Annotated in this window: 12 protein-coding genes; 10 read left to right on the forward strand and 2 right to left on the reverse strand. The window is 60.9% G+C overall.

The window, feature by feature from the left end:
* A partial coding sequence (locus tag GHO25_RS24220; RefSeq protein ID WP_178110211.1) for a shikimate dehydrogenase occupies positions 1-709 on the reverse strand: 709 nt, incomplete at its 3' end.
* A gap of 88 nt (positions 710-797) precedes the next feature.
* Positions 798-1,511, reverse strand: coding sequence for a FadR/GntR family transcriptional regulator (locus tag GHO25_RS24225; RefSeq protein ID WP_048369286.1), 714 nt, complete (start codon positions 1,509-1,511; stop codon positions 798-800).
* A 280-nt stretch (positions 1,512-1,791) separates the two neighbouring features.
* Between GHO25_RS24225 and GHO25_RS24230 the strand changes: the two genes are divergently transcribed.
* From GHO25_RS24230 to GHO25_RS24275, 10 genes are all read left to right on the forward strand, one after another.
* A complete protein-coding gene (locus tag GHO25_RS24230) occupies positions 1,792-3,033 on the forward strand; it encodes a branched-chain amino acid ABC transporter substrate-binding protein (RefSeq protein WP_088500383.1) in 1,242 nt (413 codons plus the stop codon).
* Positions 3,034-3,092: 59 nt separating this feature from the next.
* A complete protein-coding gene (locus GHO25_RS24235; RefSeq protein WP_153392970.1) occupies positions 3,093-4,034 on the forward strand; it encodes a branched-chain amino acid ABC transporter permease in 942 nt (313 codons plus the stop codon).
* Between the two features lie 3 nt (positions 4,035-4,037).
* Positions 4,038-5,315, forward strand: a complete 1,278-nt coding sequence (locus GHO25_RS24240; protein WP_153392973.1) for a branched-chain amino acid ABC transporter permease — start codon at positions 4,038-4,040, stop codon at positions 5,313-5,315.
* Complete coding sequence (locus tag GHO25_RS24245; protein ID WP_048369283.1) at positions 5,312-6,067, forward strand: ABC transporter ATP-binding protein; 756 nt, start codon at positions 5,312-5,314, stop codon at positions 6,065-6,067. The genes GHO25_RS24240 and GHO25_RS24245 overlap by 4 nt, the downstream gene beginning before the upstream one ends.
* On the forward strand, positions 6,064-6,786 hold the full coding sequence (locus GHO25_RS24250) for an ABC transporter ATP-binding protein (RefSeq protein WP_048369282.1): 723 nt from the start codon (positions 6,064-6,066) through the stop codon (positions 6,784-6,786). The genes GHO25_RS24245 and GHO25_RS24250 overlap by 4 nt, the downstream gene beginning before the upstream one ends.
* A gap of 119 nt (positions 6,787-6,905) precedes the next feature.
* On the forward strand, positions 6,906-8,147 hold the full coding sequence (locus GHO25_RS24255) for an OprD family porin (protein WP_153392976.1): 1,242 nt from the start codon (positions 6,906-6,908) through the stop codon (positions 8,145-8,147).
* Positions 8,148-8,273: 126 nt separating this feature from the next.
* Positions 8,274-9,086 (forward strand): SDR family NAD(P)-dependent oxidoreductase, encoded by an 813-nt coding sequence (locus tag GHO25_RS24260; protein WP_153351079.1) that lies wholly within the window; start codon positions 8,274-8,276, stop codon positions 9,084-9,086.
* Between the two features lie 63 nt (positions 9,087-9,149).
* Positions 9,150-11,342 (forward strand): thiamine pyrophosphate-dependent enzyme, encoded by a 2,193-nt coding sequence (locus GHO25_RS24265; RefSeq protein WP_153392979.1) that lies wholly within the window; start codon positions 9,150-9,152, stop codon positions 11,340-11,342.
* The gene (locus tag GHO25_RS24270) at positions 11,339-11,824 is read left to right on the forward strand and encodes a VOC family protein (protein WP_153392982.1); all 486 of its coding nucleotides are present in this window, start codon (positions 11,339-11,341) and stop codon (positions 11,822-11,824) included. Before GHO25_RS24265 ends, GHO25_RS24270 begins: the two co-directional genes overlap by 4 nt.
* The coding region (locus tag GHO25_RS24275) for a biotin/lipoyl-containing protein (protein ID WP_306108779.1) at positions 11,824-12,167 on the forward strand (344 nt) is incomplete at its 3' end. The genes GHO25_RS24270 and GHO25_RS24275, both read left to right, overlap by 1 nt.

Raw genomic sequence — 12,167 nt, forward strand, 5'->3', positions numbered from 1 at the left:
CGCGTGCCGCCGCCAGCAGCGCGGTGCCGTCGGCGCGCATCACCGCTTCGCAGACCAAAGCGCCCGCTCGCAAGGTGTTCGGATCGAGGGGCAGGGGATCATCGTCCTTGAGGCCCAGCGAGGTGGCGTTGATGACCACGTCGTAGTCCTGCGCATTGCCGTCACTGATAACCAGATCGAGCGCAGGAAACTGTTTTTGCAGACGCTCCAGCAACGCTTGCGCACGGGCCGGTGAACGGTTGTAGAGGGCCAGTCGTGCAGGTTTCTGCTGGGCGAGGGACCAGGCAATGGACTTGCCCGCGCCTCCCGTGCCCTCCAGCAACACGCGTTTGCCAGCAACCGTATGCCCCTGTTGGTGCAGACCGGCCAGCATGCCTTCGCCGTCAAAATTACCGCCCGTGAGGCGCCCGGTGTCAGGGTCGATGCGGATGGCATTCACCGAACCGACCTGGCGGGCGATGTCGGTCAGGTCGTCGCAGTATTCAAGGATGCTTTCCTTGTACGGGATGGTAACGACCAGGCCTTGCAGGTTGGCGAAGCCGTCAACGCCACCCAGCACCTTTTGCAGGTTTTCGGCGTGCACGTGCAGGGGTACGCAGACCACATCCAAACCTTGGTTGGCCGTACTCTGATTGATGACTTGCGGGGTTTTTACATGGGCGATCGGATCAGCAACGATGCCGATCAAACGCGTTTGGCCAGTGATCATGAGGATTAACCTGTCTGACATTTGTTTTTGTTGTCTGACAGGATGGTAGGAGGCTTCCCTTTTCAGTGTCAAGGGTGCTGCAGGAGGATCAGTCCTGCAGGTACATGTCCATGCGCTTGGCGGCATTGCGCAGATGACGCTCGGCGGCTTCGCCCGCCCGCACCGGATCGCGCGCCTGAATGGCCTGGAAGATGGCCTGGTGTTCGTCCTGCACCGCCTGGATCAGCTCGTTGTAGATCGCCGCCGTGTTGCTGCGGGCCTCGCGAATCAGGCGCCGGACACTGTGATCGAGGTATTCATTCAGCGATTTGAAGTGCGGGTTATGGGTGGCCGCGACAATCGCCTGGTGGAAGGCATAGTCCTCTTCGTCGCCCAGTTGGTCGTTGACCATGGCGTATTCCATGCCGACCAACGCCTGGCGAATTTTCTTCAGGTCTTCCGGGGTATGACGCAACGCCGCAAGGCGCGTGGCGCCCACCTCGATGGTGATCAAGAACTCGAGGATGTGCAGCAGGGAGTCTTCTTCGTCGAGCGACACTTCGTTGAGGCGGAAGGCGTGACGCTCGCCGCGCTTGGCCACGAAAGCGCCTTTGCCTTGCTGGGTGGTGATCAGTTCTTCGAACTTGAGTTGCGACAAGGCTTCGCGCACCACCGCCCGGCTGACCGAAAACTGTTCGCACAACTGCCGCTCGCTGGGCAGTTGATCGCCGGTGGCCAGCCGCCCGGAGTGGATTTCGCCACTGAGCCAGTTGACGATTTCCATTGGCAAGGGCTGGTTGCTTTGTACGTTAACGCTTTTCATTGTGAGTCCTCTGCCGCGAGGCAGCGCGGGTACGGGCATAAGTGATTGGCTGAGAATAGTGAATGAATGGACTGTGGTCTTACAAGTTTAGAAATTTTTTTATCGGCTCAAGCCTGCACATTTCAAGGTGTTTGAGTGAATCAATCGGAAATAAATGCACTTTTTTGCCCGTGGGTGCTTTGACTTCGGCGCAGCGTTGTCGTAATTTTCGCCAACTGGTCTGACATGTCGATGATGATGTTCGACCAGATCGTACATAAAAATAAAAAACGAGGCTTCCATGCACACAAAGACCACGCTGCGTCTGCTCACCTTCGGCACGACCCTGCTCGCCGGTATCGCCTGCGCTGATCCTTTGAAAGTAGCGTTGGTCGAGACCCTGTCGGGACCCTCCGCTGCCACCGGGCAAATGTTCCGGGCCGCCACGCGCTTCCAGATCGACCGCCTGAACGCTGAAGGTGGCTGGAATGGCGAACCCATCCAGCTGCTCGAATTTGATAGCCAGGGCACCCCGGCCGGCGCTTCTGAAAAACTCAAGGCCGCGATTGGCAGCGGCGCACAAATGATCGTTCAGGGCGCCTCGTCAGTGGCGGCCGGGCAAATCACAGAAGATGTGCGCAAGTACAACCTGCGCAACAAGGGCAAGGAAGTCGTGTTCCTCAATGTCGGCGGTGAGGCCCTGGAACTCACCGGCAGCAAATGCCACTTTTACCACTTCCGCTTCAACGGCAATGCGCCAATCCGGGTCAAGACCCTGGTGGCAGCCATGAAAGAAGCCGGCACCCTGGGCACTAAAGTCTATTCCATGAACCAGAACTACAGCTGGGGCCAGGACATGGAAAAGGCCATCACCGATAATGCCGCAGCGGGGGGTTATCAGTTGGTGGGCAAAAGCCTGCACGACACCCAGAAAGTCCAGGATTTCGCCCCTTACATCGCCCGTATCCAGGCCTCTGGCGCTGAGACCGTGCTCACCGGTAACTGGGGCAACGACTTGCTCTTGCTGATGAAAGCCAGCCGTGCGGCGGGCCTCAAACTGCGCTTTGGCACCGCCTTCCTCGATCAGCCAGGCAACCTGGCTAACGCCGGTGATGTTGCGTTGGGGCATTACGTTTCGCACCCGTTCAACATTGAAGCCGCAGGCGAGCAGGGCGAGAAGTTCGCCACCGAGTACCAGGCCAAGACCGGGCACCTGCCAGCCTATATCGAGCCGCAAACCGTGTTCGCCTTGCAGATGGTGGGCAATGTGCTGAAAACCTTGCCGGCAGAAGACGGCCGCCTCAACACCCGCAGCTTCGCCCTGGCCCTGGAAAAAGCCAGCGACAGCAACCCGCTGGGTGCCGTGCGCATGCGCGCCGAAGACCACCAATTGCTGATGCCATTCGTGGTGTCGGTGGTCTCCAAAGATGCGCGCTACAAGGTTGACGGCACCGACATGGGCTTTGTCCCGATCAAGTCGTTCAGCGCCGATGAAGCCGCAGCGCCGGTGCAAGCTGACTGCCGCATGCAACGGCCCGACTGACGCCGCCTGGCGTGCCACCCGGCACGCCTTTTTGTCCATCGCGAACGCTGGAGTCGCCTATGGAATTCCTCACAGTTTCACTGCTTAACGGCGTGATCTACGGCCTGCTGCTGTTCATGGTTTCAGCTGGCCTGACGCTGATCTTTGGCATGATGGGCGTGCTCAATTTCGCCCATGCCTCCTTTTATATGGTGGGCGCCTACCTGGCCTACACCCTGCAAAAATACGTCGGCTTTGTCGGTGCGGTGCTGCTTTCGACCGTGCTGGTGGGGCTGATCGGGGTGATTGTCGAGCGCTTCTTCCTGCGCCGCGTACACAAGTACGGGCACGCCCACGAACTGCTGCTGACATTTGGCCTGACGTTCATCATTGTTGAGCTGATCAAGTTGTTCTACTGCAACTTCTCGGTGGAATACCGGGTGCCGGAGTTCCTCAACTTCGCCGCGTTCCAGGTGTTCAGCACCGACTATCCGTTCTACCGGCTGCTGATGGGCATTGTCTCGCTGCTGGTATTTGCCCTGATCTATCTGCTGCTGACCCGCACTAGGGTCGGCATCGTGGTGCGCGCAGCAATCCATCGCCCGCAAATGGCTGAGGCCCTGGGGCATAACGTGCCGCTGGTGTTCATGGCGGTGTTCGGCATCGGCGCGGCCCTTGCCGGGCTGGCCGGTGCACTGGCGGGCGCCTTCTACACCACCAACCCGAACATGGCGCTGGAGCTTGGGGTGATTGTGTTTGTCGTGGTGGTGGTCGGCGGTTTGGGCTCAATGGCCGGGGCGATGGTGGCCTCGCTGTTGATCGGCCTGATTTCATCCTTCGCCGTGGGCGTGGACCTCAGCCTGGCGTCGGTGTTCGGCTTGTTTGGTGCCGGTGAATGGGCCCGGCAAATGGGCGGTTTGATGACCCTCAAAGTGTCCAGCGTCGCGGCCACCATTCCATTTGCGCTGATGCTGCTGATTTTGCTGATCCGGCCGTCCGGGTTAATGGGCGAGAAGGGGTAGACCATGAAACTCACAAAAATCCTGCTGCTGGTCTTGCTGCTGGCACTCGTTGTGGTGCCCGCTGTTGTACCGGTGTCGATGGTCAACGCGTCCATTCAGATGCTGATCGCAGCCTTGTTTGCCTGTGCCTTTAACCTGCTGTGCGGGCAGGGCGGCATGCTTTCGTTTGGCCACGCGGCGTACTTTGGCGTCGGCTCGTTTGCCACGCTGCACGCGATGAACGCGCTCAATGGTCATGGCCTGCTGCCAACACCTTTGCTGCCGCTGATCGGCGCCCTGGGTGGTTTTATCTGCGGGGTGTGCGCGGGCTGGTTCGCAACCAAGCGCGCCGGGGTGTACTTCTCGATGATCACCCTGGCGCTGGCCGAGTTGCTGCACTCGCTGGCTCCGCACCTGAGCGCGCTGTTTGGCGGTGAAGCGGGTATTTCGTCCATGCGCAGCCCGGCGTGGGGCCTGGATTTTGGCGATGCGACCCAAGTCTATTACCTGACCCTGGTGTGGGTGGTGATGTCGATTGCCTTGCTATACGCCTTCACCCTGACGCCCATGGGTCGCCTGACTTTCGCCCTGCGCGAGAACGGTCACCGGCTGCAATTTCTCGGCTACAACGTGCACCGTTTGCGGGTGCTGGTGTTTGCCCTGTCCGCGATGTTTTCCGGGATCGCCGGTGGCTTGCAGGCCCTGAATCTGGAGTCGGCCAACTACGTGCTGTTTGATATGCACTATTCCGCCGAGGTGGTCCTCAACACCTATATCGGTGGGGTCAACGTGTTTCTCGGGCCGGTTCTGGGCGCGGCCTTGATGACCTTTTTTGGCAACGCCGCCTCCGACCTCACCCAATCCTGGTTGCTCTATCAGGGCCTGTTGTTCGTGCTGGTGATGATGTTTATGCCCAGTGGTCTGGCCGGGCTGGTGCTGGCCTGGAGTGCGCAGATCCGGCGCAACGGCTGGCTGGCGGTGATCCCGGCTGCCGTGACGGCGTTGCTGACGGCTGCGCTGGTGAGCCTGGCCGTGGTGTTTGCCATCGAAACTTTGCAACGGGTATTTAGCCAGGATTACCAGGCGCTGCTGATTGCCGGTCAGCCGTGGCCCGCCATCAGTTTGTTTGGCCGCGACTGGTTACCCGGTTCGCCACTGACCTGGGCCATGCCGCTGCTGCTGGGCCTGGCCGGGCTGTTGATGCTCAAACTGGCACGGCGCCGATGGCTGCGCCTGCTGGACGATGAACGCGGGTCCAAACCTGCCGCACTCACGCTGCAAGCCGAAGGAGATGCCCCATGAGCCGCGCGATTCTGCAGTTACACGACGTGCACAAATCCTTTGGCGAGGCCCACATCATTCGCGGCGCAGAGCTTGAACTGCGCGACGGCGAACGGCATGCGGTGATTGGCCCCAACGGTGCGGGCAAGTCGACGTTGTTCCACTTGATCTCCGGGCAGTTACAGCCCACCAGCGGCAAGATCGTGCTGGGCGATACGCCGATTCAGGGGCGCTCGCCGGAGCACATCAACCATTTGGGGCTGTCGCGCTCGTTTCAGATCACCAACATTTTTCCGGGGCTGACGGTGTTCGAAAACCTGCGCATTGCCGTCATGCGCAAGCACCACATGCAGTACCACTTCTGGCGTTCAGTCCAGCGTTACCCCGAGGTGCGCGAGCAGACCGAAAAGCTGCTGGAGCAAGTGCGCCTGCAAGACAAACAAAGCGTGTGCGCGGCGGAGTTGTCTTACTCCGAGCAGCGTGCACTGGAAATCGGCATGACCCTGGCCAGTGACCCGCGGGTGATCCTGCTCGACGAGCCCATGGCAGGCATGTCTCACGAAGAAACCGACTACGCCTTGCAGTTGATTCGTGAGGTGACCCAAGGCCGTTCTTTGCTGATTGTCGAGCACGACATGGACGTGGTGTTTTCGCTGTGCGACCGCATCAGCGTGCTGGTCTACGGCCAGGTCATCGCCACCGGTACGCCGGACGAAATCCGTGCAGATCGCCGGGTACAGGAAGCCTATCTGGGTGAGGAGCAATGCGCATGAGTGCGACCCCGCAAAACCTGCTGTCGATCAGCGACCTGCATGTGCATTACGGCAAGAGCCACGTGCTGCACGGGGTCAACCTCAACATCGGCCACAACGAAGTGGTCAGCTTGCTGGGGCGCAATGGCGCCGGGCGCTCCACCACCATGAAAGCGGTGATGGGCCTGGTGCCTGCCAGCGCGGGCAGCATTCAGCTGGCAGGCCGTGAATTGACCGGGCTCAGGCCGTACCGGGTCAGTCGGGCCGGGGTCGGTTTTGTCCCGGAAGAGCGCGAAGTGTTTGCCAACCTCAGCGTCGAAGAAAACCTGCGCATGGGCCAGCAAGAGCCGACGCCGGGCGCCACGGCCTGGACGGTCGAGCAGATGTTCGAGTTTTTCCCGAGGCTGCGTGAGCGTCGCAACACCGGCGCGGGCAACCTCTCGGGCGGTGAGCAGCAAATGCTTACCTTGTGCCGCTCGCTGCTGGGTTGCCCGAAAGTGCTGTTGATTGATGAGCCCACCGAGGGTCTGGCGCCGAAGATCGTGGCGGTGGTGGCCGAAGCCATTCGCGACATCCACCACCGCGGGGTGTCGATCCTGCTGGTGGAGCAAAAGCTGACCATCGCCCTGAAGGTGTCCTCACGGGTTTGCGTGATGGGCCACGGGCAGATTGTTTTTGAAGGCACGCCGCAAGCGCTGACCGACGACCCCGATTTGATGAAGGAGTGGCTGGCGGTCTAGAGCGCCAGCCGCAACATTCAACCCGGCAGGTTCGCCTGCCAATTCCCCCCGACGGTATGGCGAAACACGCGTTCGCCAGGGGTTTCTACGTCTTAAATCCAACAGGAAAAACAATAAAAATGAACCTGAACAAATACATCGCCGCACAACCCCTGCTGTTGCTGAGCACCTTGCCGGGCCTGGTTCTGGCACAGGAGCATGGCTTTATCGAGGACGCCACGGCCAACGTGCTCATGCGCAACTTCTACTTCAATCGCGACTTTCGTGACAGCAACGCCAGCCAGGCCAAGAGCGAGGAATGGGCACAGGGCTTTCTGCTCAATGCGCAGTCGGGCTACACCCAAGGGCTTGTGGGGGTGGGCGTCGACTTGATCGGCCGCCTCGGGGTCAAGCTCGACAGTGGTGGAGGGCGTGCGGGCACGCTGTTGCTGCCTGCCGACGGCAAAGGCTCGGCGGATGACTTTTCCAGCCTGGGCGCGGCGCTGAAATTAAAGATGTCGAAGACCGAACTGAAAGTGGGTGAACTGCTGCCCAGCCTGCCGATCCTCCAATACAACGACGCGCGCCTGTTGCCGCAGACGTTTCAGGGGGCGATGCTGACCTCCAAAGAAATCACCGGCCTGACCCTGAATGCCGGGCAGATGCGCTCCTTCACCCAGCGTAATTCCAGCAACCGCGAAGACATGTTTATCGATGGCCGCGCCTTCGCCACCTCTGACCGTTACAACTATTTGGGCGGTGAATACCGCTTCAACCAGGAGCGCACCATGGTTGGCCTGTGGGGCGCTGAGCTGGAGGACATTTACCGGCAGCGCTTTATCCAGTTCACCCGCAAACAACCCGTGGGCGACTGGACCCTGGGCACCAATATCGGCTTGCTCGACTCAGAAGAGCAGGGCGATGCCAAGGCCGGCAAAATCGACAACCGCTCGTTCTTCACCACCCTCAGCGCCGCCCATGGCGGGCACACGGTGATGGCTGCCTGGCAGCGCATGTATGGCGACGACGGGACCATCTGGCTCAGCCCGACCACCACTGTGTTGCCCAGTGATATTCAGGTGCGCAATTTCGCCTCCGCCCAGGAAAAAGCCTGGCAACTGCGTTACGACTACAACTTTGTCGCCATGGGCATCCCGGGGCTGACCACCTTTGTGCGTTACGTCAGTGGCGACAATGTACTGGTGGCGGGCAGCAACACCGGCAAGGAGTGGGAGCGCGACTTTGACGTGTCGTACGTGATCCAGAGCGGCCCCCTGAAAAACCTTGGCCTGCGCTGGAGAAACGCCATGGTGCGCTCCAGTTTCGGCCCGTCAGTGGACGATAACCGCCTGATCGTCAGCTACAGCCTCGCGCTGTTTTGATCGGCAAGTTGACTGATCCGGTAACAATTTCCTTTGACAGAGCCCTTACTGCGGGTTAGTTTTTCGTCACTGGTCTGACAAGTTTATTCAAATGTATGACCAGCTATAAAAATAAGTGAGAACCTCATGTCCCATTCAGATAGCTCTGCACCTGTTTTCCAGCACAGCGCCTATGCCGGCATCCAGGACAAAGTGGTGGTGGTCACCGGCGGCGGCAGCGGCATTGGTCTGGCCCTCGCCAAAGGCTTTGCGCGCAACGGCGCACATTTGCTGCTGATCGATATCAACGCTCAGGCCATGGCCGATGCCAAGGGCGAGCTCCAGCAAGAATTCCCTGAGTCCCGGGTTGAATGCTTCGAGGCGTCGGTAACTGACGAAGACGCCATTGACGCAGCCTTTGCTCACGCCAAGGCGTGCTTCGGGCGCATTGACGTGCTGCTCAACAACGCCGGTGTTTCCATCAACAAACCGTCCCTCGACATCACCCCGGCCGAATGGCGCCGGGCCGTAGAGATCAACTTCAGCAGCGTGTTCATCTGCGCCCAGGCGGCTGCCCGGCACATGATCGAGCAGCAAGCGGGCGTGATCATCAACACCTCGTCGATGTGGGGCGTGTCGCACTCCGCAGAGCGCACCGCGTACTGCTCGACCAAAGCGGCGGTGGTGTCCATGACCAAATGCCTGGCCGTCGAGTGGGCGCGCCACGGTATCCGTGTCAACGCCATCGGGCCTGGTTACACCCGCACTCCGCTGGTCGATGAGCTGCAACGCGCAGGCCGTCTGGACGTTGACGCCCTGAGCAAGCGCACGCCGCTGCACCGCCTGGGTGAACCGGGCGAAATGGCCGAGCTGGCGCTGTTTCTGGCCTCTGGCAGCGCGACCTTCATTACCGGGCAAATCTACGTCTCGGACGGCGGCTGGACCGCTAACGGTTTCTAGCTTTCCTTCGTTGTGCCGGCCCGCAGGGGCCGGTCGCTTTGAGTTCTTTGTGGAGAAGTAAACATGCCGAATTGTGTTGCCTTGTCGCCGGCATCGCCGTGGGTCGAGCTGAGTACCACCGACGCCGACTGGAAGCAGGCCGACCCCGCGCTGCTGGGCACCATGCTCAGCCAGTTGCACCTGATCCGGGCCTTTGAAGAAACCGTACTGGAACTGGCTGGAGAAGGCCTGGTGCATGGTCCGGCACACTCCAGCATCGGCCAGGAAGGCGGCGCGGTCGGTTCGATCGTGCCGCTGGGCGCAGCAGATGAAGTCAATGGTTCACACCGTGGCCACCACCAGTTTCTGGCCAAGGCGCTGGTGTACCTGATGCCCGAGGGCATTGACCCGAAAGCGCCGGTCAACCCGTCGATCCAGAATTTGCTGCAACGCACCCTGGCAGAAATCCTCGGCCTGGCCCAAGGCTTCTGCAAAGGCCGGGGAGGCTCCATGCACTTGCAATGGGCCGAGGCGGGCGCCTTGGGCACCAACGCGATCGTTGGCGGCGGTGTACCGTTGGCGGCGGGCGCAGCCTGGGCCCACCGGCATGCGCAGACCGACACCGTGGCGGTCACCTATTTCGGTGACGGCGCGGTCAACATCGGTTCGGTGCTGGAAACCATGAACCTGGCGGCGGCCTGGAAGTTGCCGCTGTGCTTCTTTATCGAGAACAACCTCTACGCCGTGTCGACCACGGTGGACGAAGCCACCGCCGAACCGCGCCTTTCGGCCCGCGGCCTGGGCTTTAACATCCCGAGCTGGAAAGTCGACGGCATGGACCCGCTGGCGGTGTACCTGGCCATGCAACAAGCGCTGGCGCACATGCGTGCCGGCAATGGCCCGACCGTGATCGAAGCCGACGTATACCGTTTCTTCCACCAGAATGGTCCGTTCCCCGGCAGCGCCTTCGGTTATCGCAGCAAAGAAGAAGAGCAACACTGGCGTGCCCGTGACCCGCTGGACCGCCTGGCCACTGAAATGAAAAAACGCGCGCTGATCGACGATGCCGGTCTGACCGCGCTGCGTGAAACCATCAAGGCGGCGATGGCCGAAGCAGCGACGCAACTGCTTGAAGCGGACCCGTCCGGCAAGCCGGGCAAGCGGCGGATTCGCCCCGAGCTGTGGCCGGCAGCGGACTTTCGTGACGTGGGCATTCGTGGCGACCTCAGCGAGCTGGCCGATGCCCGCACCTGCGAGCAAGCGAGCTACAGCGGCGCCCTGGAAAAACGCAAATTCATCGACGCGATTGCCGATGTGATGAACCGGCGCATGGAAACCGACGACAGCATCGTGGTCATGGGCGAGGACGTGCATCGCCTCAAGGGCGGCACCAACGGCGCCACCCGTGGCTTGAAAGATCGTTTCCCGGAGCGGATTCTCGGTACGCCCATCAGCGAAAACGCCTTCTGCGGCCTCGGCGGCGGGATGGCCCTTGATGGCCGCTTTAAACCCGTGGTGGAGTTCATGTACCCGGACTTTATGTGGGTGGCCGCCGACCAGGTGTTCAACCAGATCGGCAAGGCCCGGCACATGTTCGGCGGGCAAAGCGACGTGCCCTTGGTACTGCGCACCAAAATCGCCATGGGCACCGGCTACGGCTCGCAGCACTCCATGGACCCGGCAGGCATTTACGTGACCAGCCCCGGCTGGCGCATCGTCGCCGCGTCGACGCCGTTTGACTACATCGGCCTGATGAACACCGCGCTGGCCTGCAAAGACCCGGTGCTGGTGATCGAACATGTCGACTTGTACAGCCAGACCGGTGAAGTGCCGACTGACGACCTGGACTACCAGATCCCGTTTGGCACCGCCGCCATTCGCCGCGAAGGCCGCGAGCTGACCATCCTGACTTACCTGAGCATGGTCGGGCATTCCCTGGAAGCTGTGGAGCAGACCGGCATCGACGCCGAAGTCATCGACCTGCGCTTTCTCGACCGCGCCAGTTTTGACTGGGCCACGGTAGAGGCGAGTATCCGTAAGACCAACAACGTGCTGATTGTGGAGCAGGGCGCTCGTGGCACCTCCTACGGCGGCTGGCTGGCAGACGAACTGCAACGCCGTTGCTTCGACTGGCTCGACCAGCCGATTCAGCGGGTTACCGGCGGTGAAGGTTCGCCGAGTATTTCCAAAGTTCTGGAGCGTGCCGCCAGTGCCCGCACCGAAGAAGTGGTTGAAGGCCTGCAACAGGTCATTCGCGAAAAAGGAGCACGTCCATGAGCGTCAACATGCTGGTTCCAATAGAAGTCGGTATCTGCTGCGTCGACCTGCCGGCCCTCAGCCGGTTCTATCAGGACGTGCTGGGCTTTACCTTTGTCGCCCAGGTGCAAATGCCCGCCGCCGCTGCGCAGCGCGTAGGGCTGAGCGAAGGCGGTTACAGCGTGGTGCGCTTGCAGACGCCTTACGGCGAGCGGATCAAATTGCTTGCCCCGGAGCGCACGCCCACCCGGCATGTCGAAGGTCTGATCCTCGACCGCCAGAACGCCAGTTACCTGACCTTTATCGTCGAAGACATCGCCAGCCTGGTCGCCGACCTGAAGCGCGCCGGTGCGAGCTTTTTCGCCGGTGACGAGGCGATCCAGCTGCGTCCCGATGTGAAAGCGCTGTTTTGCCGCGATCCGGAAGGCAACGTGCTGGAGTTGGTCGAATACGCCGACATCGCCGCCTACCGTCCTGACCTTTTCAACCACCGGAGTGCCTGATGGCCAAGCTCTTGCACATGCCCGAGGTGTCGGCCAACGCGACCCACGCCGCCATCCAGAATTGGGCCATCAAAGAAGGCGAAACAATTGCCGTGGGCGATTGCATTGCCGAGATCGAAACTGAAAAAGCCCTGGTAGAACTGGCCGCTGAAGAAGAGGGCGTGCTGGGTAAAATCCTCGTCGAGGCGGGCCGCGAAGTGGAAGTCGGCTCGCCTATCGGTGTGTTGTTTGCCAAAGGTGAAAGCAATGTCGACATTGCTGCGTTGCTGGCCAAGGCGGGCGCGCCACAGGCTGCACCAGCGCCGGTAGCCGATGAGGCGCCTGTCGTACCTGCGCCTGTCGT

This window comes from Pseudomonas sp. FSL R10-1350 (assembly GCF_009600525.1).
Classification (GTDB): domain Bacteria; phylum Pseudomonadota; class Gammaproteobacteria; order Pseudomonadales; family Pseudomonadaceae; genus Aquipseudomonas; species Aquipseudomonas helleri.

Excerpts from the sequence above, each read along its gene's own strand:
- GHO25_RS24240 (WP_153392973.1), top strand. The coding sequence starts at position 4,038 with ATGAAACTCACAAAAATCCTGCTGCTGGTCTTGCTGCTGGCACTCGTT.
- GHO25_RS24260 (WP_153351079.1), top strand. The coding sequence starts at position 8,274 with ATGTCCCATTCAGATAGCTCTGCACCTGTTTTCCAGCACAGCGCCTAT.
- GHO25_RS24245 (WP_048369283.1), top strand. The coding sequence starts at position 5,312 with ATGAGCCGCGCGATTCTGCAGTTACACGACGTGCACAAATCCTTTGGC.
- GHO25_RS24255 (WP_153392976.1), top strand. The coding sequence starts at position 6,906 with ATGAACCTGAACAAATACATCGCCGCACAACCCCTGCTGTTGCTGAGC.
- GHO25_RS24230 (WP_088500383.1), top strand. The coding sequence starts at position 1,792 with ATGCACACAAAGACCACGCTGCGTCTGCTCACCTTCGGCACGACCCTG.
- GHO25_RS24235 (WP_153392970.1), top strand. The coding sequence starts at position 3,093 with ATGGAATTCCTCACAGTTTCACTGCTTAACGGCGTGATCTACGGCCTG.
- GHO25_RS24270 (WP_153392982.1), top strand. The coding sequence starts at position 11,339 with ATGAGCGTCAACATGCTGGTTCCAATAGAAGTCGGTATCTGCTGCGTC.
- GHO25_RS24265 (WP_153392979.1), top strand. The coding sequence starts at position 9,150 with ATGCCGAATTGTGTTGCCTTGTCGCCGGCATCGCCGTGGGTCGAGCTG.
- GHO25_RS24225 (WP_048369286.1), bottom strand. The coding sequence starts at position 1,511 with ATGAAAAGCGTTAACGTACAAAGCAACCAGCCCTTGCCAATGGAAATC.
- GHO25_RS24250 (WP_048369282.1), top strand. The coding sequence starts at position 6,064 with ATGAGTGCGACCCCGCAAAACCTGCTGTCGATCAGCGACCTGCATGTG.